The sequence below is a fragment of the Corynebacterium sp. NPDC104732 genome (assembly GCF_055583565.1).
Genome location: NZ_JBVJNS010000012.1, coordinates 40,521 through 63,321, shown reverse-complemented (window position 1 = coordinate 63,321; position 22,801 = coordinate 40,521). Strand labels below are relative to the sequence as shown.

At 58.2% G+C, this 22,801-nt stretch carries 18 protein-coding genes and 1 rRNA gene; 12 read left to right on the top strand and 7 right to left on the bottom strand.

The genetic code is table 11. The features are described from left to right. A 5S ribosomal RNA gene (gene rrf / locus ACZ6ZO_RS09595) occupies positions 1-94 on the top strand; the annotation flags it as partial. 1,049 nt (positions 95-1,143) lie between these two features. Here the strand turns inward: rrf and ACZ6ZO_RS09590 are convergent. Together ACZ6ZO_RS09590 and ACZ6ZO_RS09585 are read right to left on the bottom strand one after the other, a co-directional pair. Further along, positions 1,144-3,000 (bottom strand): FAD-binding monooxygenase, encoded by a 1,857-nt coding sequence (locus tag ACZ6ZO_RS09590; RefSeq protein WP_465292206.1) that lies wholly within the window; start codon positions 2,998-3,000, stop codon positions 1,144-1,146. A gap of 135 nt (positions 3,001-3,135) precedes the next feature. After that, complete coding sequence (locus ACZ6ZO_RS09585; protein WP_465292204.1) at positions 3,136-4,527, bottom strand: MFS transporter; 1,392 nt, start codon at positions 4,525-4,527, stop codon at positions 3,136-3,138. Between the two features lie 148 nt (positions 4,528-4,675). On the opposite strand from ACZ6ZO_RS09585, the gene ACZ6ZO_RS09580 reads away from it, so the two are divergent. Genes ACZ6ZO_RS09580 through ACZ6ZO_RS09545 form a run of 8 tightly spaced genes read left to right on the top strand, consistent with a single transcriptional unit; the run spans position 4,676 to position 13,199 of the window. Then, positions 4,676-6,175, top strand: coding sequence for a fumarylacetoacetate hydrolase family protein (locus ACZ6ZO_RS09580; RefSeq protein WP_465292202.1), 1,500 nt, complete (start codon positions 4,676-4,678; stop codon positions 6,173-6,175). 5 nt (positions 6,176-6,180) lie between these two features. Then, positions 6,181-6,849, top strand: coding sequence for a GntR family transcriptional regulator (locus tag ACZ6ZO_RS09575; RefSeq protein WP_182384941.1), 669 nt, complete (start codon positions 6,181-6,183; stop codon positions 6,847-6,849). Between the two features lie 12 nt (positions 6,850-6,861). Then, on the top strand, positions 6,862-8,355 hold the full coding sequence (gene hpaE, locus ACZ6ZO_RS09570; protein ID WP_465292199.1) for a 5-carboxymethyl-2-hydroxymuconate semialdehyde dehydrogenase: 1,494 nt from the start codon (positions 6,862-6,864) through the stop codon (positions 8,353-8,355). Between the two features lie 39 nt (positions 8,356-8,394). After that, complete coding sequence (gene hpaD, locus ACZ6ZO_RS09565; protein ID WP_465292197.1) at positions 8,395-9,489, top strand: 3,4-dihydroxyphenylacetate 2,3-dioxygenase; 1,095 nt, start codon at positions 8,395-8,397, stop codon at positions 9,487-9,489. A gap of 28 nt (positions 9,490-9,517) precedes the next feature. After that, on the top strand, positions 9,518-10,303 hold the full coding sequence (gene hpaH, locus ACZ6ZO_RS09560) for a 2-oxo-hept-4-ene-1,7-dioate hydratase (protein ID WP_465292195.1): 786 nt from the start codon (positions 9,518-9,520) through the stop codon (positions 10,301-10,303). Beyond that, a complete protein-coding gene (locus ACZ6ZO_RS09555) occupies positions 10,288-11,052 on the top strand; it encodes an HpcH/HpaI aldolase family protein (protein ID WP_465292193.1) in 765 nt (254 codons plus the stop codon). The genes hpaH and ACZ6ZO_RS09555 overlap by 16 nt, the downstream gene beginning before the upstream one ends. Then, a complete protein-coding gene (locus ACZ6ZO_RS09550) occupies positions 11,052-12,509 on the top strand; it encodes an NAD-dependent succinate-semialdehyde dehydrogenase (protein WP_465292191.1) in 1,458 nt (485 codons plus the stop codon). Before ACZ6ZO_RS09555 ends, ACZ6ZO_RS09550 begins: the two co-directional genes overlap by 1 nt. A 3-nt stretch (positions 12,510-12,512) precedes the next feature. Next, positions 12,513-13,199: a lysostaphin resistance A-like protein gene (locus tag ACZ6ZO_RS09545; protein ID WP_465292190.1), complete on the top strand. Its 687-nt coding sequence runs from the start codon at positions 12,513-12,515 to the stop codon at positions 13,197-13,199. 24 nt (positions 13,200-13,223) lie between these two features. Here the strand turns inward: ACZ6ZO_RS09545 and ACZ6ZO_RS09540 are convergent, their stop codons facing one another. From ACZ6ZO_RS09540 to ACZ6ZO_RS09520, 5 genes are all read right to left on the bottom strand, one after another. Beyond that, positions 13,224-15,776: an ABC transporter permease gene (locus tag ACZ6ZO_RS09540; RefSeq protein ID WP_465292188.1), complete on the bottom strand. Its 2,553-nt coding sequence runs from the start codon at positions 15,774-15,776 to the stop codon at positions 13,224-13,226. 3 nt (positions 15,777-15,779) lie between these two features. Further along, the gene (locus ACZ6ZO_RS09535; protein ID WP_182384933.1) at positions 15,780-16,505 is read right to left on the bottom strand and encodes an ABC transporter ATP-binding protein; all 726 of its coding nucleotides are present in this window, start codon (positions 16,503-16,505) and stop codon (positions 15,780-15,782) included. Between the two features lie 237 nt (positions 16,506-16,742). Then, a complete protein-coding gene (locus ACZ6ZO_RS09530; protein WP_465292185.1) occupies positions 16,743-19,304 on the bottom strand; it encodes an ABC transporter permease in 2,562 nt (853 codons plus the stop codon). Positions 19,305-19,308: 4 nt separating this feature from the next. Then, complete coding sequence (locus ACZ6ZO_RS09525; RefSeq protein ID WP_465292183.1) at positions 19,309-20,040, bottom strand: ABC transporter ATP-binding protein; 732 nt, start codon at positions 20,038-20,040, stop codon at positions 19,309-19,311. 50 nt (positions 20,041-20,090) lie between these two features. Next, positions 20,091-21,146: a pseudouridine synthase gene (locus tag ACZ6ZO_RS09520; protein WP_465292181.1), complete on the bottom strand. Its 1,056-nt coding sequence runs from the start codon at positions 21,144-21,146 to the stop codon at positions 20,091-20,093. Between ACZ6ZO_RS09520 and ACZ6ZO_RS09515 the strand changes: the two genes are divergently transcribed. The 3 genes from ACZ6ZO_RS09515 to ACZ6ZO_RS09505 all read left to right on the top strand — a co-directional run bounded on the left by ACZ6ZO_RS09515 (position 21,082) and on the right by ACZ6ZO_RS09505 (position 22,785). Then, positions 21,082-21,228, top strand: coding sequence for a hypothetical protein (locus ACZ6ZO_RS09515; protein WP_182384929.1), 147 nt, complete (start codon positions 21,082-21,084; stop codon positions 21,226-21,228). The two genes, ACZ6ZO_RS09520 and ACZ6ZO_RS09515, sit on opposite strands and share 65 nt — an antisense overlap. 114 nt (positions 21,229-21,342) lie before the next feature. Further along, positions 21,343-22,248, top strand: a complete 906-nt coding sequence (locus tag ACZ6ZO_RS09510; RefSeq protein WP_182384928.1) for a universal stress protein — start codon at positions 21,343-21,345, stop codon at positions 22,246-22,248. Positions 22,249-22,527: 279 nt separating this feature from the next. Continuing rightward, entirely contained in the window at positions 22,528-22,785 is a 258-nt protein-coding gene (locus ACZ6ZO_RS09505) for a GlsB/YeaQ/YmgE family stress response membrane protein (RefSeq protein ID WP_182384927.1), read from the top strand. The last annotated feature ends 16 nt before the right edge of the window (positions 22,786-22,801 follow it).

The following is a 22,801-nucleotide window of genomic DNA, read 5'->3' as shown; positions in this document are numbered from 1 at the left end:
AACGCCCGGTCCCATTCCGAACCCGGAAGCTAAGCCTTGCTGCGCCGATGGTACTGCACCTGGGAGGGTGTGGGAGAGTAGGTCACTGCCGGCCTTAAAACTTCAAACATGAAATGCGGTGTGTCTAGGATATGACGTCCTAGGCACACCGCTTTTCGTCGTCTAGTTAAAAGATGGGGTGTGTGGAACAGGTTGTGTTCCGCACACGCCTCTTTTTTGTGTTTTGGTGTGGGGGTTAAGGGACAAAATGTGTGTCCGGCGTGTTGTCAGTTGTTACTTCACTTCTAGAGGCTCTGGTCACGGTCCCTGAAGTTTCTTACTAAAACCCGGGAAGCATTTCCCGGATCTCGGGCCGAAAACAGTGATATAGCAGGTGTGAAGCCTAAAAAATCACCGAGACCCGGGGAACGCTTCCCGGGTTTTGCAGGGTTAAGTAACAAAATATGTGTCCGGCCAGGAACTGATGTGTTAACAGTCGACTGGCATAGCCGTTGACGCAACAGAGCAGATCGGACTGTTACCCGATTGGCGTGCTCCATCGGGAGATACCCAACGAGCCTGCAGTATCGGTCATTGCGGTTGAGCCGACAGCATAAGCATAGAAGGCCCGAAAAGATCGCCGCGTGTGTGATCATCTTTGGTTTTGGTGGTCCAAGTGTCACCTGGTAGTGCCGTTGTTTTTGCTTTTGTCCCAGGCAGACGGGGCATCGGGTCGTTTTTTCATCACTGGAGTTGGGTAACCGCACCTGCTAGCAGGAACAATATACAGCACCTGTTTACGTGCCCTGACCTGGCTTTACTGTGGAATTCAGCCACACATTTTGCCTCTTAACCCTGGGTAGCTGTGTGCCCGACCGAAACAACCCAGGTGATAATGCACCGGGCTTGGAAATAGTTTTCTTCCTGCGAGAAGCCCCATTGTGGTTCAGTCCCCATTCCTCCGCTGCGTCGCGGACGCTACGACTGTCGCGGACCAACGAGCACGCCTGCTCAACAACCTCCGCTTTAGGATCCCACCGAGCGGACCCCACACACCAGCAATCATGGTCAGTTGTTTCCACGATCCTAAGGATCCGCTTTGTATCCCAGGAATGCTTAAGGCCCGAGCCCACAAGGGCGTCGGGCCTTAAGCAGCATTAGAGGTTAAGTGGTGAAAATTGGCGTGAGGAAATCATTAAGAGCGGCAGTATCATCCAGCGCGAAAATTCCCGCAACATATTGGTCTGGACGTACTACTACCACCGCACCGGTGTCTGCAATACCGCGCTCATGGAAGATACTGTTACCCGGAATAATTCCGTAGATCTTCTCCCAGTACTCAATTCCGAAGCTGCCTACGCGGGGTTTAAATGCCGCAGGAGCACTTGGGATATCGATTTCTGGGTGCTCACTGTTGTAAATCACACGGACGTCGAAAAGCGCGTCCGTGTCACCGTCGACCGGAGTGAAACGCTGCGGTGACTCCGCAGAACCCCACCACGCAGCCCAGTCGTTCACCGTGGTGCCCGCGGCGTCACCAAACACGTAGATTCGCCAGCGACCATCAGCAACGGCCTGGTGCCCGAGGTGGATCGGGTTGCCGTCGGATACCCGGGCGACCTCAGCGGAGCGGAACCGCTTACCCAGCGGGTATCCGGTTGCCAAGGACTGATCGCTGGCACCGTAAGTGATCAGGGAGTCCTCGTACTGTGTCATAAAGCCGGCCGGGAATTCGGCAGTCTTAACGTAGAACTCTTCCAGGAACTTTGGATCCTCAAACTCCTCGGCAGGCTTCGCCATGAGCGTAGACCATTCCTTGTCGAAGTCGATGAGGTTTTGCGCGACCACCTGGCGCTCTGCGGAGTAGGTACTCAGCAAGGACGCAGGGGACAGCCCAGAGATGACTGCGCCCAGCTTCCAGGCAATATTGAAACCGTCCTGCATGGACACGTTCATTCCCTGACCTGCTTTTGCCGAGTGGGTATGGCACGCATCGCCGGTGATGAAGACTCGCGGCGTGCCACCCTTGTCGGAGCAGTCGTCGAAGTGGTCCGTGACGCGGTGCCCCACTTCATACACTGAGCTCCAGGCAACGTTTTTCACGTCCACCATGTAAGGAGCCATGATTTCGTTCGCCTTCTTAATCACAGCTTCGATTGGGGTCTTTCGGATCGCCCCATTGTCACCTTCCGGCACCACGCCGAGATCGACGTACATGCGGAACAAATGACCACCTTCGCGCGGAATGTGAAGAATCGAACCTTGCGATGACTGAATGGCACATTTGGTACGGATATCTGGGAAATCGGTATCTGCCAGCACATCCATCACACCCCAGGCATGGTTGGCGGCGTCACCAGCAAGCGTTCTGCCGATTGCCTTGCGAACACCAGAACGCGCGCCATCGCAGCCTACGACATATTTGGCTCGGACGGTGCGCTCAACTCCCTCGTTGCTCGGGCCGGTACCACGCAGCGATACGACAACCGGGTAGTCCTCCGCTTCAGTGATTTCGAGGCCGAGGAACTCCCAACCAAAATCAGGTTCCATCCGGGAAGGAGATCGCTTCATAAACGTTGCAAAATGGTCGAGCACGCGCGCCTGATTCACAATGAGGTGCGGGAACTCAGAGATGTTGTTCGGATCGTCCGGGGTGCGTGCGGTACGAATAATCTCGGCCGGATTGTCTGGGTTAGGCTTCCAGAAACACATTTCGGTAATGCGGTAAGCCTCGTCGATGATTTCGTTTGCAAATCCAAAAGCCTGGAACGTTTCGACGCTACGGGCCTGAATACCGTCAGCTTGGCCGATTTCCAACCGGTGTGGGCGGCGATCGATGATTCGGGTGTGTACGTCGGGAAACATGGAGAGCTGCGCCGCAGCGATCATTCCGGCTGGGCCGGTGCCGACAATCAGCACATCCATTTCGTCGGGAAGCTCGGCCGGCCGATTCAGACCGATCCCAGCAGCGGGGAGCGTGCGGGGGTCTTCGGAAACGTACCCGTGGTGGTGGAAATGCATGGAATTACTCCTTAAATGAAACTTCTCGGTCACATGTCGTTGCACGCGCTTGCCGACGTGCTGTGCTGCAGCTCTCAGTTATTGCACACAATCGTATATCATCCATCGTGTTTTGTGTCGCGGATTACAAAATGCTTATGCCTTCGCAAATCCCCGAATAGGGCTCTGTGCTTGTTCTGCTTCGTGATCTGGACCCAGCGGGATTCCATTGCGCTCCCGAAGTGAGAACACGGCAAACAGGCCAAGAATTGTCATCCCGGCGAGGTATAGCGTGACAGAGGTGGTGGTTCCGGTGCGCTGAACGAGGGCAGCTGCGATGGTCGGGGCGAAAGCGCCTCCCACGATCGAGCCAATCGCGTAGGAAATAGAAACGCCGGAGAAGCGAATTGAGGCTGGGAAAAGCTCTGCATACAGCGCGGCTTGCTGGCCGTAGGTGAAGCCAAGACCGATGGTGAGGAAGCAAAGCGCAATGGTTATGTTGGCGATGGAACCGGTGTTGACCATAGGAAATAGCGCGGCTACGCCAGCGAGCTGCAGGAGGAAGCCAACGATATAGGTGTTGCGACGTCCGATAAAGTCAGACGCCCAGCCTGCCAGGAGGGTGAACAGTAGCCAGCTTGCAGCTGAGATGGTGACGGCGGTCAGCACCTCTCCGCGCGGCAGGCCAATGGGGCCATTAGGGTCAGTGGCGTAGTTCTGAATGTAGCCACCGGTAGTCATGTAGCCAACAGTGCCGTTACCAGCGAAAATGAGGGCGGCAATGCACACCAGTACCGGGTGCTCGCGCAGGAGTTTGGGGATCGGCGCGCTTGCATGTTCGGCGCGTTCTGCAATTTCGGCGAAAACAGGAGATTCCTCGACGCCGTGGCGAATGACAAAACCGATGAGGATGAGCACAAAGCTCAGCAGGAAGGGGACGCGCCAACCCCAGTCGAGGAAAGCATCGCCAGGGGCGACTTTTGCCATGATGGCGAGCATTCCAGACGCCATGAGTAGGCCCATCGGGACTCCGATCTGTGGGAAGGCGCCGAACAGTCCGCGTTTGTTCACGGGGGCGTGTTCCACAGCCATCAGTACCGCGCCACCCCATTCGCCACCTGCGGAAATGCCCTGAATGATGCGAAGGAGGACGAGGAGGAGCGGGGAGGCAATGCCGATGGTTGCGTAGGTCGGCAGCACGCCGATGAGGGTGGTGGCGACGCCCATCATGATGAGCGTGATCATGAGGATTTTTCGGCGCCCGATTTTGTCACCGAAGTGGCCTGCAAGGAAGGCCCCCAGTGGTCGGAACAGGAAGCTGAGTCCGACCGTGAGGAAGGAGACAATGGTCGCGGCGGCCGGGCCCATGGGACTGAACATGAGCTGCTTAAACACTAGGCCGGCGGCGGCAGCGTACAGGAAGAAGTCGTACCACTCGATGGCGGTGCCGACAACGGTAGCAGCAGCTACGCGTCGCTGCTCGCTGGGGGAGGACGCAGCCTCAGTAGCCGTAGATGTCGTGGGGTGCGCTGTGGTTTGGTTTGTCATGTTGGATCTTTCAATGCGGTTTTGCCGAGCAGTGATTAGGTGATCTGCAACTCAGCCGGTGATTGACGTGATGTAGGTTACTTGCGCAACTACAGGGAATCATATACGATCTTGGCAACGAGTCAAGAAGCAATGTTCAGGAGAGGTTATGTCCCCTACCCCCCAACTTCCGATCAAACCGGGAAAAATCATTGCCGTACATGTGGCTTTTGAGTCCAGGGCGGCGCAACGTGGCCGTCGCCCTAAGCAGCCCTCGTACTTCATGAAGGCGACCAGTTCGCTCGCGGCTTCAGGTGGTGAAGCAGTGCTCCCCGCCGGGTGTGAACTCATGGCATTCGAGGGTGAAATTGCACTGGTCGTCGGTAAGCAAGCGCGACGGGTGCCGCTCGCTGATGCGTGGTCGTACGTTTCCCACGTCACCGCCTCGAACGACCTCGGCATTTACGACTACCGCGCACATGACAAAGGCTCCAACACTCGCTCGAAGAGCCGTGACGGCTACACTCCGCTTGGGCCGCAGCTTATCGACGCCCGTACCGTCACCCCGGAAGAGCTCCGCATTCGCACTTGGGTGAATGGTGAATTGGCCCAAGAAGGCGGTACTTCCCAGGAGGATTTGATCTTCCCGTTGGCACAGTTCGTGGCTGACCTATCGCAGCACATGACGCTAGAGCCTGGGGACATTATTTTGACCGGTACGCCAGCGGGTTCCACGGTGATTAAGCCTGGTGACGTCGTTGAAATCGAGGTCGATGCTCCGAACGCTCCAGGCGCCCCAACCTCCGGGAAATTGAGTACCACGGTAGTGGCGGGAACCGAAAGCTTCGATGAATCACTCGGCATGCTTCCGCACATTGACGACAAGCAACGCGAAGAAGCGTGGGGCTCTCGGGCCGAGGCAGGTCTGCCGGAAGACCCCAATGCGATTCCAGCTCGCCTGCGCGAAATGCTCATGGCCGCACCAACCGCCGGGCTTTCTGCCCAACTGCGCAACCGTGGCCTGAACCAGGTCGTGATTGAAGGGGTACACCCACAGACCCCGGGGACCAAGATGGTTGGCGTAGCAAAAACACTGCGTTTTCTTCCCGGTCGCGAGGACCTGTTTAAGAAGTATGGGGGCGGGTTTAATGCTCAAAAGCAAGCATTTGATTCCGTAAAGCCTGGAGAAGTTCTGGTAGTTGAGGCGCGCTCCGAATCCGGTTCCGGCACCCTCGGCGACGTGTTGGCGCTACGGGCTAAGCACCTGGGCGCAGCAGGCGTCGTCACTGACGGTGGAATCCGTGACTACGCAGCGGTCAAGGAGATCGGGCTGCCAGTGTTTGGCCAGGTAGCGCACCCGGCCGTGCTGGGACGCAAGCATGTCCCTTGGGAAATGGATGTCGCCATTGGATGTGGCAACGCCACGGTTATCCCCGGCGACGTGATTGTTGGCGACGACGACGGAGTGATTGTCATTCCGCGTGAGCTAGCCGAAGAAGTAGCAATCGCCGCGCTCAAGAAAGAACACGAAGATGAGTGGGTTGCTGCACGAGTAGCGGAAGGCAATCCGGTGGACGGGCTATTCCCGCCAGCGGGGAAGTGGAAAGAAGAATTCACCGCCTGGCTGCAGGACAACCCCTACCCGGTGCCCGGGGGTGATGAACAATAGAACACATGACTAGCCACGTTGAAGAACTCCTGGAGTCCGGCCTCAGCAAGACCCAAATGGCGTATGAACTCGTCCGACGCAACATCGTCAGCGGTGAATACGCCCCGGGGCACCGCTTGGTGCTCGCTGCCATCGCAGATCTACTACATATCAGTGTGGTTCCTGTGCGGGAAGCGATCCGTCAGCTTGAGGCCGAAGGCCTGGTGGATTTCGAACGCAACGTAGGGGCCCGCGTCGCGATGATCGACCGCAGCGCATACGTAGATTGCATGCATACCCTCGGGGTCCTCGAAGGACATGCCACCGCGCTCGCTGCCGAACACCTCGACGGTGCCACCTTGGCAAAAGCTAGGGAACTCAACGAAAAAATGGAAGCCTCGTTGACGGACCTGCAGCCGACGGAATTCACCACACTTAACCGGAAGTTTCATGAAACCCTCTACACCAGATGCCCTAACAAGCACTTGGTGGAACTGATTGCCACAGAATGGGATCGCCTGAACTACCTGCGGGAATCCACCTTCGCCTTCGTCCCTGATCGGGCTCCGGCGTCGGTTGAGGAGCACTATCAGCTCCTAGGGCTGATCGAGCTGAAGGCGGATCGAGAATACATCGAAAAGCTCGCACGTAACCACCGACTCACGACCATTAATCGATACCTCAACTTAACCTAGAAGGAACACACCATGACCTCACAGCCACAGCACCTCCCAGAGAAGATTCAGCACTACATTGGCGGCAAGTTTGTCGATTCCATTGATGGCGACACCTTCGATGTCCTGAATCCAGTCACCAACGAGGCATACATTCAGGCCGCCTCGGGTAAAAAAGAAGACATCGACGCCGCTGTTGCAGCTGCTACCAAGGCCTTCAAAGAAGGTCCATGGCCAAAAATGCTGCCACGCGAACGCTCCCGCGTGTTGCACAAGATCGCGGACATCGTGGAATCGCGCGAACAGATCCTGGCAGAAATGGAATCCTATGACTCCGGCCTGCCAATCACCCAGGCTCTTGGCCAGGCGCGTCGCGCCGCGGAGAACTTCCGCTTCTTCGCGGACCTCATCGTCGCGCAAAGCGATGACACCTACAAAGTTCCTGGTCGCCAGGTGAACTACGTCAACCGCAAGCCGATTGGTGTTGCGGGCCTGATTACCCCGTGGAACACCCCGTTCATGCTCGAGTCCTGGAAGCTCGCCCCGGCTATCGCTACCGGTAACTGCGTTGTGCTCAAGCCTGCCGAGTTCACCCCGCTGTCGGCTTCCCTGTGGGCCGGAATCTTCGAGGAAGCAGGCCTGCCCGAAGGCGTGTTCAACCTGGTCAACGGCTTTGGTGAGACCGCCGGTGACGCACTGGTAAAGCACCCGAACGTCCCACTGATCTCCTTCACCGGCGAGTCCCGCACGGGCCAAATCATCTTCGGCAATGCCGCGCCGTACCTCAAGGGTCTGTCGATGGAGCTCGGCGGTAAGTCCCCAGCCATCGTCTTCGAGGACGCTGACCTGGAAGAAGCGGTCAACGCCTGCATCTTCGGTGTATTCTCCCTCAATGGTGAGCGCTGCACCGCCGGCTCCCGCATCTTGGTCCAGCGCGAAATTTACGACGAGTTCGTGGAGAAATACGCAGCGCAGGCCAAGCGCGTCAAGGTCGGCCTGCCTTCTGATCCAAAGACCGAGGTTGGCGCGCTGGTTCACCCAGAGCACTTTGAAAAGGTCATGTCCTACGTGGAGATCGGCAAGTCCGAAGGTCGCCTTGTTGCAGGTGGCGGTCGCCCAGAAGGCTTCCCAGAGGGTAACTTTGTCCAGCCGACCGTCTTCGTTGATGTCCCACCAACCGCCCGTATCTTCCAGGAAGAGATCTTCGGCCCAGTTGTTGCCATCACCCCATTCGACACTGAGGAAGAGGCACTCGAACTGGCTAACAACACCAAGTACGGCCTCGCCGCATACGTCTGGACTTCTGATCTCAAGCGTGCCCACAACTTCGCACAAAACGTTGAAGCCGGCATGGTGTGGTTGAACTCCAACAACGTTCGTGACCTGCGCACTCCATTCGGTGGCGTAAAGGCTTCCGGCCTGGGCCACGAGGGTGGTTACCGCTCCATCGACTTCTACACCGACCAGCAGGCAGTTCACATCAACCTCGGTGCAGTTCACAACCCAGTCTTCGGCAAGCAGGACTAGCCCTGATCGATGATCACACACCCGACAAAGGACCCCCAAATGACTAACACCATCCCAACCCCCACCTCACCAGCGCCAGACGTCATCCGCTGCGCTTACATGGAAATCGTTGTCACTGACCTGCAGAAGTCCCGAGAGTTCTACGTAGACGTGCTCGGACTCACCGTCACCACCGAGGACGATAACGCTATCTACCTCCGTACCTCCGAGGAATTCATCCACCACAACCTCGTGCTACGCCAAGGCCCAGAAGCCGCTGTTGCAGCGTTTTCCTACCGCGTGCGTACGCCGGAAGACGTCGATAAGGCAGAGGCGTTTTACAAGGAGCTTGGGTGTCGCGTGGAGCGTCGCAAGGAAGGCTTTGTTAAGGGGATCGGCGATTCCGTCCGTGTACAGGACCCACTGGGATTCCCCTACGAATTCTTCTACGACGTTGACCACGTCGAGCGCCTCGCCTGGCACTACCACCTCACCACACCCGGCCAGTTGGTGCGCCTCGACCACTTCAACCAGGTCACCCCAGACGTTCCGAAGGCCGTAAAGTACATGGAAGACCTCGGTTTCCGTGTTACCGAGGACATTCAGGACGAAGAAGGCACCCAATACGCAGCATGGATGCGCCGCAAGCCAACCGTGCACGACACCGCCATGACCGGTGGCGACGGCCCGCGGATGCACCACATTGCCTTCGCAACACACGAAAAGCACAACATCCTCGCGATCTGCGACAAACTAGGTGCACTGCGAATCTCCGACCACATTGAACGCGGACCGGGTCGCCATGGCGTCTCCAACGCTTTCTACCTGTACCTTCGCGACCCAGATGGCCACCGTGTCGAAATCTACACCCAGGACTACTGGACCGGAGATCCAGACAATCCCCGCGTCACCTGGGACGTTCACGACAACCAGCGTCGCGACTGGTGGGGCACCCCAGTCGTACCATCTTGGTACACCGATGCCTCCCGTGTCTTGGACCTCGACGGCAACCTGGTACCACTGGTCGCCCGCACTGATGCGTCTGAACTGGAAGAAACCATTGGCGCAGATGGCTTCTCCTACACTCGCAAAGACGATACGGAAGAGATGCCAGATTGGAAGAAGGGCGAATACAAGCTGGGCCACCAGCTGTAAGCTTCCCTGAAACTGCAAGGACATAACGATGCTGAGTAAAGACCAGATCATTAAGATCGCCGACGACTTAGCCGCGGCGGAACGAAACCGAACCATGATCCCCCGACTGACTGCACAGTACCCGGACATGACGGTGGAGGATTCCTACGCGGTGCAAAACGAATGGCGTCGGCGAGGCATTGAAGCTGGTCGGCGCCCAGTAGGCCGTAAAATCGGCCTGACCTCCAAGGTGATGCAGGAAGCCACCGGCATCACCGAGCCCGACTACGGTGCCATTTTCGAGGACATGGTTTTTGAAAACGGCTCCGAGATCGAGCATGCGCAGTTTTCTAACGTCCGTATTGAAGTCGAGCTTGCCTTCGTGCTGAAAGACCAGCTCACTGGACCAAACTGCACAATTTTCGATGTGATGCGGGCCACCGAATACGTGGTGCCAGCATTGGAGATTCTTTCTTCCCGAATTGAGATGGAAGGACGTACCATCGTGGACACCATCTCAGACAACGCCGCCATGGGAGGTATGGTCTACGGCGGTAATCCGGTGGCACCGACAGAGGTGGATCTGCGTTGGGTATCCGCGCTGCTCTACCGCAATGAAACTATCGAGGACACCGGCGTCGCCGCAGCCGTCCTCAACCATCCTGCTATGGGCGTGGCGTGGTTAGCAAACAAACTGTCCGCCCACGGCGACACCTTACAGCCCGGCGAGATCATTCTTGCGGGTTCCTTCACCAAGCCAATGTGGGTGCAGCCGGGCGACACTGTCCATGCTGATTACGGCACTTTAGGAGCGATCATATGTCGATTCGTCTAGCACCACCATTTCATTCCGGACTCGGGGAAGTCGCTAAAACAGGCCTTTGGGTCTGCTCAGGCTCACCTGTTGCTGCGGAGATCCTCGCAGGCAGTGGGGCAGATTGGCTGCTTATCGACGGCGAGCACTCCCCAATCGGGCTAGAGACCATTGCCTCATTGCTGCGGGCCGTGCAGGGCTATGATGTTGATCCGGTAGTGCGCGTGCCTGTAAACGACACCGCGTTGATCAAACAATACCTTGACCTGGGCGTACAAAACCTGATGATCCCGATGGTGGATTCCGCCCAGGAAGCCGAAGCAGCAGTGCAAGCAATGCACTACCCGCCGCGGGGCGTGCGTGGCGTCGGGTCCGCGCTGGCGCGGTCTGCGCGTTGGAACCGAGTCCCTTCCTATCTCGCGACTGCTTCGGACACTCTGACCTGCATTGTGCAGATTGAAAGCGCGGCAGCGGTGGATCAGGTAGCTGACATTGTGGCGGTCGATGGCGTGGACGCTATTTTCATCGGACCCTCAGACTTGGCAGCGTCAATGGGGTACCTTGGGCAACAAAGCCATCCGGAGGTGGTGGCGGCGGTACACACTGCGATCTCCGCTGCCAAAGCTGCTGGCAAATATGTAGGCGTCAACGCGTTCGATGAGGCTCAAGCCCTCGTCTACCTAGACGCAGGTGTTGACTTCATCGCGGTTGGCGCGGATGTTCAGTTGTTAGTGAAGGCCAGTGACGCGCTGGTGGAAAGGTTTAACTGATGAAGGATCTACTCGCAAAAGTACCTACTGGCCTGCTCATTAACGGTGAGTGGGTGACTGCAACTACGGGTGAAACCTATGATGTGGAAAACCCAGCCACCGGCGAAGTGATCGCAACATTGCAGTCTGCCGGCTCCGAGGATGCAATGAAGGCCCTGGATGCCGCGTGCGCCGTGCAGAAGGACTGGGCGCGTACCCCAGCCCGGGAGCGTTCCGAAATTCTGCGCCGTGCTTTTGAGCTGGTGACGGAGCGTGCGGAGGAGTTCGCAACGCTGATGACGCTCGAGATGGGCAAGCCCCTGGCGGAGGCCCATGGCGAAGTGAAATACGGTGCGGAATACTTGCGGTGGTTCGCGGAAGAGGCGGTGCGAGACTACGGCCGCTTCACGTCTGCTCCCGAAGCTGGATTCCCGATGATTACGAAGCGCAAGCCGGTGGGGCCGTGCCTTCTCATCACCCCGTGGAACTTCCCGTTGGCGATGGCAACCCGCAAGGTCGCTCCTGCGGTGGCGGCGGGATGCACGATGGTGCTGAAGTCCGCTCGATTGACCCCTTTGACCGCGCAATACTTCGCGCAAACCATGCTCGATGCTGGCCTGCCTGCCGGTGTGTTGAACGTGGTATCCGGTAAGTCTGCTTCCGCGATCTCTAATCCGCTCATGGAGGACTCCCGACTGCGCAAGGTGTCCTTCACCGGCTCCACCCCGGTGGGGCAAAAGCTCCTCGCCAAGGCATCGGAGAACGTGCTGCGTACGTCCATGGAGCTCGGCGGAAACGCGCCGTTCATCGTGTTCGAGGACGCTGATATGGACAAGGCGGTCAAGGGGGCGATGGGCGCTAAGATGCGCAATATCGGTGAAGCGTGCACTGCGGCGAACCGCTTCATTGTGCATGAGAGCGTCGTGGAGGAATTCTCCGAGAAGTTCGCCGCAGCGATCCGTGAGCTAAAGGTCGGAAACGGCCTCGAGGAAGGTGTCACGTGTGGCCCGCTGGTGGAGCAGGCAGCCGTCGATAACGTGGCGGAGTTGGTGGACGACGCGGTGCAGCGCGGCGCCCGCGTCCTGGTCGGTGGCGAGCGGGTTGAGGGCGAGGGCTACTTCTACCAGCCGACCGTGCTTGTCGACGTCCCGAAGGATGCACGCGTGATCCGCGAAGAAATCTTTGGACCTGTCGCCCCGATCATTACCTTCAACACTGAAGACGAAGCAATCGACCTAGCGAACGACACCGAATACGGGCTGGCTTCCTATGTATTCACTGAGGACTCCAGTCGTATGTACCGGCTGTCCGATGGCCTCGAATTCGGGCTCATGGGCTTTAACTCCGGCGTCATCTCCAACGCCGCCGCCCCGTTCGGTGGTGTGAAGCACTCCGGTATGGGGCGCGAAGGTGCCGCTGAGGGCATCGAGGAGTACACCTCCCTGCAATACATCGGTGTTGAAAACCCATATAGTTAGGGCATGCGCTTTACCCTGCAGATTTTCGCACTGTTCGTTGGGCTGTGCTTCGGGCCGTTGCTGCTACTACTCGGGTGGGTGCTACTTGCCCATCCGAGCCCAGAGGTGGGGATTCGACTCCTCTTCATCCTTTTGTTCCTGGGGCCACTAGCCGCGCTCGTGGCAGTGCTCGCTCACATCCGAAAAAGTGAGGTGTCGTGGCAGGAAATCGGAATCTGCAAGGGTAAACGAAGTCTCTGGCATCTGTTGTGGCAATTGCCGATCGTCATAGCCATCCCGCCGATTGTGCAGATGTTGGTGACACAAGCCTTCGATCCCCATGGCTCCCCGCCGGAGTCTTCATTGGATAAAGCTGTCGCCTCCGGGGAAGCAGCAACGGGGTTGTTGTTCCTCGCTGTCCTCTCGTACACCATCGTGACGCCGATCCTGGAAGAAATCGTATTCCGCGGCGTTTTGATGCGTCAGCTAGGCACCCAGTTCGGGCCGGTGCTCACTGTGGGTATCTCAGCTGCCATATTCATGGCGGTTCACCTAGCCTTCCCCCTGTTCCCAGCCTTGCTAGCCTGCGGGCTGTTGTGGGGATTGTTGCGCCTGTGGCACGGCAACCTGTGGGCGTCGATGATCGCTCACATCGTGAATAACACCCTCGCTACAGCAACTGTGATTAGTCTGCTTTTTCTAACGGTGTAACGGCCAGACGCCTTCGTGTTGTGGCTACTCCGCAATAGCCTCCAGCGGTTTAGTTTTTGCAGCGCCATGCGCTGGCAGGAAGGCGGCAACCAGTCCGACTAAGCCGGACGCCACAACAACGATGCCCACTTGGAGCCACGGCACGGAAATGGTGGAGAGGCCCAGTTCGGAGAGGGTTTTAATGAATGCCCAGCCCAGACCGAGTCCGATAAGGGAACCGATGACCGCGCCATAAAGGGCAATGACGATCGCCTCGAGGTGAATCATTCGAGACACCTGGTGGCGCTGCATACCTACGGCGCGGAGCATGCCAATCTCCTGGCGTCGCTCCGAGACGGACAGCGCAAGGGTATTCATGATGCCCAGCACCGCGATGATCACGGACAGTGCGAGCAGTGCGTACAGGATGTTGAGCATCACGGTGATTTGCTGGCCGACTGTGCCCTTGAGATCCTCATGGTCCTGCACTACGGCGACCAGGTCATCAGCCGTGGCATTTTCCAGATCTGTGCGAAGCTGATCGAGGTCTGTGCCTGCCTTCGCATCGATGAGGACATTGATGAGCTGCAACTGTTGCTCAGGCACAAGGGTGAGCGCACTCTGCGTGGAGATTACTCCGTTGCCCACTGCGACGTTGGGCTTAAAAATTCCGGTCACTGGCACGTCTGTGGAGTCTCCATTATTGGAGAAGACGGTGATACTATCTCCGACGGCTACCTGGTGCTTCTTCGCGGTGGTTTCGTCCAGCAAAATCCCGTCGCGGTTGGCTAGGTTGGCGTCGCCAGACAGAATCTGGACATTGACGGAGTCTGTGAGTTCGCCATCGAAGGTACCGAAAAAGTCCACTCTGATGGGGTTCTCGGGCGGGGCACCCACCGAGATTGGGGCCAAGTAGAGAGGCTTGGCGTGTTCGACGCCGGAGACGTGGGACACCCGATCAACGATGTCCAAGGGTAAAGAAATGGGTAGTCCTTGTGGCTTGTTCACCACAAAGTCAGCAGAGAAGTTGTTATCGACTAGTTCGTTGACGTTACTTTTCATCGTCGAACCCATCATGCCGATGGCGGAGACCAGCATCAGGCCCAACATCAGGGCAAAGGCGGTGGCTGCGGTGCGACGCGGATTGCGCCGGGAATTGGTAGCAGCAAGCTTGCCGACGTTCCCAAATGGCACTCCGACTATTCGCCCAATAGATCCGACAAAGGGAATCGATAGGGCCGGACCGGCAAGCCACAGGCCAAGGACCAGCGCGAATGTGCCAATGCCAACGATAATGGCACGACTCTGGGTGCTTCCGACGCTTTCGAATGCGGCGCCTATGGCCGCGGCCAAAGCACCGGCCAGGAGAAACACAGCGCCAACAACGGTACGGGCCTTGAGGGAATCGGCCGACGTTTGGTCGCCGGAGCGCATAGCTTGGACTGGATGTACTTGGCCGGCACGTCGGGCAGGCGCCCAGGCAGCAAACACTGTGACCACGATGCCGACTGCTAGTGGGGCAATGATCGAGGCGGCATCGATCGTGAGACCGGCGTCGGGAACACCGAGTCCCTGCGAATCCATCACAGCATAAATCGCTTTGGTGATTCCTACACCGGCGAAAATTCCCAGCACAGAGCCGATGAGTCCGACCACGATTGCTTCGAAAACCACGGTGCGGGTGATCTGCCCTCGGCTGGCCCCGAGGCTTCGTAGCAGCGCGAACTCTCGAAGCCGCTGATTGATAATCATGTTGAAAGTGTTGGAGATGATGAAGGACCCTACGAGCAATGCGACGGCGGCGAAAGCCCAGAGGAAATAGTTCATGAATGCGAGGGAGTCCTTGATGTCGCGGTTCATGTCGTCGGCAAGCTGCTGCCCTGTTTTGAACATGAGTTCTGGGTACTGGGACTCCAGTGTGGACCGGCTATCGGAGACATCTCCCGTAACAGCGAGGGAGATGGCTGATACGTGCTCGCCGTCGGTGAAATTCGCGAGGTAGTCGGCTTCTGGGATGAGCAGCCCGACGAAGCCGCCGACCGCCATGTCGGTGTCGTAAATCCCGACGATCCGATAAGTATTGCGTTGCGTGGCGGAGACCATGGTGACCTCATCGCCAATCGTGATCTGCGCTTTCTCCGCAGCGGTGGCGTTGATGGCAGCTTGGCCTGGTTCGGTGGGGAGGGAACCTTCCTTCACCGTGGCCACATCGCCGACGAATGTGCCGTCCGCAGCCTGTGGCATGGCAATAGAAGGGGCCCCTCCGCTCGGGATCATTTTCTTATCGGGGCCAGCGACCACCACGTTGGGGTTTTGAGCCTCGACGTCCGCAGCTGAGATCAGCGGGCTGGAGCGGAAATCCTCGAGCACTGTGAGCGGAATCCTCGCGGAGGCCGGATCCTTAGGGGAAGCCTGAAGATCGATCGAACCGTAAGTGGACTTCGTGATCTCCTCGAAGCTATTGGACATACTCGCCGAGAGCATATTCGAGCCCGCAATGAAAGCAGTTCCCAGCACGACTGCTAACAAGGTTAGGCCCAGGCGGAGTTTATGGGCTGCGAGGTTGCGCAGCGATATCGTTCTCATCGCATTCTTCATGGCTCATCGTTCCATTTCGCCCATGACGTGGAGAATGTCTTCGGTGGTTGGTTGGTGAAGCTCGCGAACCAGTTTGCCGTCGGCAAGGAAGATTACGCGGTCCGCATAGGAGGCCGCCTTCGCATCATGAGTCACGATCACCACGGTCTGCCCCATGTCATCGACGGCTGCGCGCAGGATTTCGAGCACTTCCTTGGACGCATTGGAATCGAGATTGCCCGTCGGCTCATCACCGAAGATGAGATCCGGGCGGGAGATCAGCGCACGCGCAATCGCGACACGTTGCTGTTGGCCGCCGGAAAGCTCGGCTGGGCGGTGCCTCAGGCGGGGAGTGAGCCCCAGGCGCTCCGTGACTTCATCAAACCACGCCTTATCGACGTCCTTCCCCGCGATACTCAGCGGCAAAATTACATTTTCTTCCGCATTCAACGTGGGCACCAGATTGAAATACTGAAACACAAAACCGAGCCGATCGCGCCTGAGCGTTGTCAGCTCCTTGTCTTTCAAATGCGCAAGGTTCGTCTCTCCGACGAGAGCCTCACCACTAGTCATGGCATCAAGACCTGCCATGCAGTGCATAAGGGTGGATTTTCCGGAGCCCGAAGGGCCCATGATGGCAGTGAACTGGCCTTGGCCAAACTCGACGGAGACGTCGTCGAGCGCCTTCACGAGGTTCGTGCCTGCGCCGTATTCCTTCACTAAATTGACTGCTCGTGCTGCGACCTGCATGATGTGCTCCTTACCGGAAGCGGTAGGTGGGTGGGGTCACCTTCAGTATCAGTCGGTCTCCAGGAACCTGCCATCCTAACAGCAGGTAATAGGGGATTTTTCAGGGTAAACCCTGAGTGTGCTATTTCGATGCCAGCCAGCGTGGCACGCTTTCAACCTGTGGGGTGCGGGTCGATGCAGCGGGCCGATACAAAAGAAAAGGCCTGTGGGAATCCCACAGGCCCTATTGCTACCGCACTAATCGGTGATTGCTTCGAGCGGTTTGGTCCGTGCGGCTTGGTGCCCAGGCCATACTGCGGCGATGATACCGACCAGGATGGAGGCGGCGAGCATGATGCCGACTTGGCCCCACGGGACGAGGATCTTGTCGATGCCTTCGCCGATGAGGGCATGGATGAAGGCCCAGCCGAGTCCGAGGCCGACGGCGGCGCCGATGAGCGCGCCGTAGAAGGCGATGACTGCGGATTCGATGTAGATCATGCGACGGATTTGATGGCGTTGGGTGCCCACGGCGCGCAACATACCCACCTCTTGGCGTCGCTCGATGACGGAGAGGGCGAGCGTGTTGACAATGCCGAGGATGGCCACGATCACGGAGAGAGCCAGGAGGCCATACAAGATGGACATCATTTGGGTGATGACGTTGGTTGTCTCACCGATGAATTCGTTCTTGTCCTTCACACCTACCACGAGGTAGGAAGCGGTGGCATCCTCCAGTTTCGTGCGCATGTCCTGCGTTTGGCCGTCGGCGGTGTTGACGAAGATACTGTCGATCTGGATGGAGTTCGGATCGTTCAGCTCGAGGGCGCTGGCATAGGAGACCATTGCCCGGCCGACGGTGGAGTTTTGCTCGTAGATTCCTTTCACTGGGGCAGGGGCGCTGCCACCGGCGAGCGACTTCAGCATGACCTCGTCGCCGACTTTGAGGTTGAAGGAGTCAGCGGTGGACTTGGCTACCAGGACTCCTGGCTCATCTTCGGGCAGGTTGAGGTCGCCGGTAACAGTCGTGATTTTGATGGCTTGCGAGATATCGCCGCGGAGCACGGTCATGCTTGGTGGGCCCATGGAGTCGCTCATGACCTTTTCATTGAGCAACATAGGCGCCTTGAGCGTAGTGGCAACAGAGGTGACGCCGTCGACTCGCGAGACCTCGTCGGGAACTTCTTTAGGAACGCCGAGCGAGGAGCCGGCCGATCCGGAGAGGACGAAGTCAGCGTTGATGGAGTCGTCGATCATGTCAGACATGGATTCGCGCATGGTGGTGCCGAGCATGCCGATGGAGGAGACCATCATGAGGCCGAGGGTGAGCGCGAATGCGGTGGCGGCGGTTCGGCGCGGGTTACGACGCGAATTGGTTGCAGCCAAGTTACCGATGGCGCCGAATGGTTTGCCTGCGATTCGGCCCAGCCCGCCGACGAGTGGGCCCGCTAGCGAAGGCCCCGCTAGCCACAGGCCAACGATGATGAGGACCGCGCCGGTGCCGATGACACTAGAACGGAAGCCCAGGCCACCAACTGTGTTGATGAGCGTTCCCAGCAGGGTGGTCATGACACCCAGCACGATCAGGATGGAGCCACCCAGGGAACGACCCACGAGGGAGTTGGAACTGCTTTGATCACCGGAACGCATTGCTTGCACAGGGTGCGTAGCGCCGGCCCGCTGAGCTGGCGCCCAGGCGGAAAGCACAGTGATGATCACGCCGACGGCCAACGGCACGACGATCGATTTCACATCCAGGCTCAACGAAGTGTTCGGCAGAGGCATGCCGGTGAGCTTCAGGATCTCGAAGAGCACCTTCACGAGGCCCATGCCTGCGAAAATGCCCAGCACGGAGCCAATCAGGCCCACGACGATGGCTTCAAAAACAACGGAGTTAGTGATCTGCTTGCGGGACGCGCCGACGGCACGCAGCAGCGCAAGTTCCCGGCTTCGCTGCGCCACGATCATGGCGAACGTATTTGAAATGATGAAGGTGCCCACCAGCAGGGCGATGCCGGCGAACGCCCACAAAACGTAGGTGAGGAAAGACAAACCGGTTTTGATGGCCTCGGTGGTTTGCTTGGCTAGGGCGTCGCCCGTCTGGAAGTTGTAGTTCGGGAAGTCCTTCGCCAGCTTTTCTTTCACGGATTCCGGGCTCTGGCCGTCGGCAACTGCCATGGTGACTACCTGGGCGTGCTTGCCGTCAGTGAAGTGTGTGAGGAAGTCCGGTTCGGTGAAGGCGACACCGACGCTCATGTCCGTGATGTTCTTGGACGTGAACGTGCCGGTGACGGTCATTTCGTTCTTGCCGACCGGGGTGACCACGGTGGTCTTATCTCCCGGGTTCAGTCCGGCGCGTTTCATTGCGCCTTCGTTCAAGGCGATCTCATTCGGCTTGGTTGGCTTGGTGCCTTCGGCTAGCTCGGCGCTGGTTGCGAACCCGTCGCCAGGGGCGAGCGCGAATGCTTGGGCCGGTGACGCGCCGGTCTGCAGTGGCTTGCCGTCTTTGTCAGTGATGACCACGGAGGATTTCTTGGCAGAAATATCGACCGTGGTGGTGTCCTGGCGGTCACGGAACTTCGCCACATCATCGATCGAGACGCCAAGCGGGGCGGTCTCGCTCGGCATGACTACCACGCCCACCTCATCAAATGCGGTGCTCAGGAGGTCGTCCAGGCTGTTTTGCAGACTCGTCGTCATGATGGATGAGCCTGAAATGAACGCGGTACCCAGCACCACGGACAGGATCGTGAGCGCCAGACGTATCTTGTGACTTGCGATATTGCGCAGCGAAATGGTGCGCATTGCGTTTTTAGCCATGCGCTTAGATGTCCTCGATTCGAGCCATGACGTTCAGGATCGACTCGGTGGTCGGCCCGTGTAGCTCATCCACGAGCCTGCCGTCCGCCAGGAACACCACCCGATCCGCGTAGGAGGCGGCCTTCGGGTCGTGGGTGACGATCACCACGGTCTGCCCCAGCTCGTCCACGGAGGTGCGCAGGATATTGAGCACCTCGGCCGAAGAATTGGAGTCCAAGTTACCGGTCGGCTCATCACCGAAAATGATCTCTGGGCGGGAGATCAAGGCGCGCGCGACAGCCACGCGCTGCTGCTGGCCACCAGAGAGCTCTGCAGGGCGGTGATCCAAACGGCGATTCAAGCCAAGACGCTCGGTCACCTCCTTAAACCACGCTTCATCTACTTTGCGGCCGGCGATGTCGACGGGCAGCGTAATGTTCTCGCGGGCGTTGAGCGTGGGAACCAGGTTGAAGGACTGGAACACGAACCCGAGCCGGTCGCGTCGCAAAGCGGTCAGCTCTTTGTCCTTCATCTGAGACAGCTCCGTATCGCCGATGTAGGTACGGCCGACGCTGGGGGCGTCGAGGCCCGCCATGCAGTGCATCAGCGTGGATTTACCAGAACCGGACGGGCCCATGATGGCCGTGAACTTGCCCTTCTCAAACTGGATAGACACCCCATCGAGGGCGCGGACGGCCGCTTCACCCGTGCCGTATTGTTTGACAAGTTCTTCCGCGTAAGCGGCAATCTGATTCATGGAAAGATCCTAACTTACTGAATTTTTGAGGCAGTTGTTACTTTAGTTAACTACACCGGATTAAGCAGAGTTCCCAAAATTGGTGACAAATGGGATACGAACTCCCTGGGGGTTCCTGTCAGCGGGTCGACAAAACTCAGCCGGCGGGACAGCAGGTGCATGGGAATATCAAAGTCTTCGGCGTCCACAGGCAGCACGTCGGGGTAGACCGGATCGCCGAGGATCGGGGAGCCAGCGGTAAACATATGCAAGCGTAGCTGGTGCGTGCGCCCCGTCAGAGGGTGCAGCTCGTAGCGGGCCTGTGGCGGTAGCGGTCCGTGCATTTCCTCCAGGCGGGCCTGTTCGGAGTCAGTCACCGGGATGACCTTATTTACTTCAGTGCGTGCGTTGATGGGGCCGTCGACAAGCCGCGTTTTGAACTCGCCGCATTCCTTCTCCATGCGGTGCTCCCACACGGTGCCCGTGGCGATCTGCGGGTTGGCGTCCGCGATCGCCTCGTAGACCTTGTTTACCTCGCGCCGGGCGAACAACTCCTGGTACACGCCCCTGATCTCGCGTTTCTTGGTCAGGACGAGTACCCCAGAAGTGAGCCGGTCCAGGCGGTGCGCCGGCGACAGCTCCTGATTACCGGTTTGCCGTCGCATCCGCACCAGCACCGATTCGGTGATGTGGCTGCCACGCGGGAAGGTCGCCAAAAACGCCGGCTTATCGACGACCAGTAGCTCGGCGTCCTCATGGATAATCCCAATCTGGTGCGGCACCACTTTTTCCGGCGCTGGGATACGGTAGAACCAGATGTCCATGCCCGCTTTCATCATGTCGGATGGCTGGAAGGGGTTCCCGCGCTGATCCACAACCTCCTGGTCGGCGAAGCGTTTGTCCAGGGCGGCAGCGTCATCATCGGGGTGGACGTAACGCTGGGTGGCAATGAGGTGCTCGACAAACTCGTATGCAGTCATTGGGGGCGCGTCATCGGGGAATCGGACCCGTGACGGATTGAGCCCGTCGCGCACCGGCAGTGGCTGTACTATTCTCTTCCCCATGGATATCAATTCAATCATGGGCCCGATCGTGGATTTCTTCACCCACGGTATTGGCCAAATCATCGCAAATGTCATGCGCGTCATTTACAGCATTTTCTACCCCTCGAACGCAGAAGCTGCACATCCCATCGAACTGCCAGCTTAGAAACAGTGGAAGTGGTTAGTACCACTGTCCAGACCGGTTCTGACAGCGTAGAATGAATGTAGATTCATTATTTGTCAGACCGCGCGCTCATTGCGTGCAAAGGAGAGACGCCACATGTCGAGAGAAAACATTGTCGTTGTCGCTGTCGACGGCTCTGATGCTTCCAAGGTAGCCGTCCGCTGGGCAGCCAACACCGCCATGAAGCGGGATATTCCACTGCAGCTTGCGTCCTCCTACGCAATGCCGCAATTCCTCTACGCAGAAGGCATGGTTCCGCCACAGGAGATTTACGATGACCTGCAGGCAGAAACCATGGTCAAGATCGACGAAGCCCGCGCCATCGCTTCGGAAGTAGCGCCGGACATCAAGATCGGCCACACCGTCGCCGAAGGCAGCCCGATCGACATGCTGCTGGAAATGTCCAAGAACTGCACCATGATCGTCATGGGCTCCCGTGGCCTCGGTGGTCTATCCGGCATGGTGATGGGCTCCGTATCCGCAGCAGTGGTTTCCCACGCCGAATGCCCAGTGGTGGTTGTTCGTGAAGATAACCCTGTGGATGACACCACCAAGTACGGGCCAATCGTCGTCGGCATCGACGGCTCCGCAGTCTCCGAGAAGGCTACCGAGTACGCTTTCGCCGAAGCTGCCGCGCGTGGCGCCGAACTCCACGCCGTTCACACCTGGATGGATATGCAGGTCCAGGCCTCGCTCGCAGGTCTTGCCGCCGCCCAGCAGCAGTGGCAGGTCGTGGAAGAAGAACAGCACGCGCTGCTCTCCGAGCGTCTCGCAGGTTTCCAGTCCGAGTATCCAAATGTCGTGGTGAAGAAGATCGTGACCCGCGACCGCCCAGTCCGCGCCCTTTGCGACGCCGCTGAAGGGGCACAGCTCCTGGTGGTCGGTTCCCACGGCCGCGGTGGCTTCAAGGGCATGCTTTTGGGCTCCACCTCCCGCGCGCTCCTGCAGTCCGCGCCATGCCCGATGATGGTGGTGCGTCCGACCGCTGACGACTCCGTCTAAACTCACTGCCTCAGGCCGCCTGGCTGGGAACGATCCCGGCTGGGCGGTTTTGCTGTGCCAGAATTTTAATGCTGGGTTTTGGTGCTGGGGACCCGGTTTTGCCGGGAAGTCGAGGTCTCGCAATTGTGGGATGTAAGCCCACGTCACGCAAAAAGATTACGGAAATGTAACGGGTGAGCTACATTCCGGGTAGCAATCCTGCTTATCTCTCGCAATGTTGTAGCAAAGGGTCTAACCTGGAGCGTGCACATTGATACATAAACAATTTTAGGAGAGAAAATGATCAACTTTATTGGCTGGATTATCCTTGGTGGCCTCGCGGGCTGGATTGCATCCAAGATTATGGGCCGGGATGCCCAGATGGGCGTGTTCCTCAACATCGTCGTCGGTATTATCGGCAGCTTCATTGGCGGTTGGGTCCTGGGACTGTTCGGAGTGGGTACCCCGGACGGCTTCAATATCGCTAGCTTCCTGACAGCGCTATTGGGCGCCGTCATCCTGCTCTTCCTGGTAGGCCTCGTCACCAAGAAGAGGTAACAATTCGTTTGTGAAG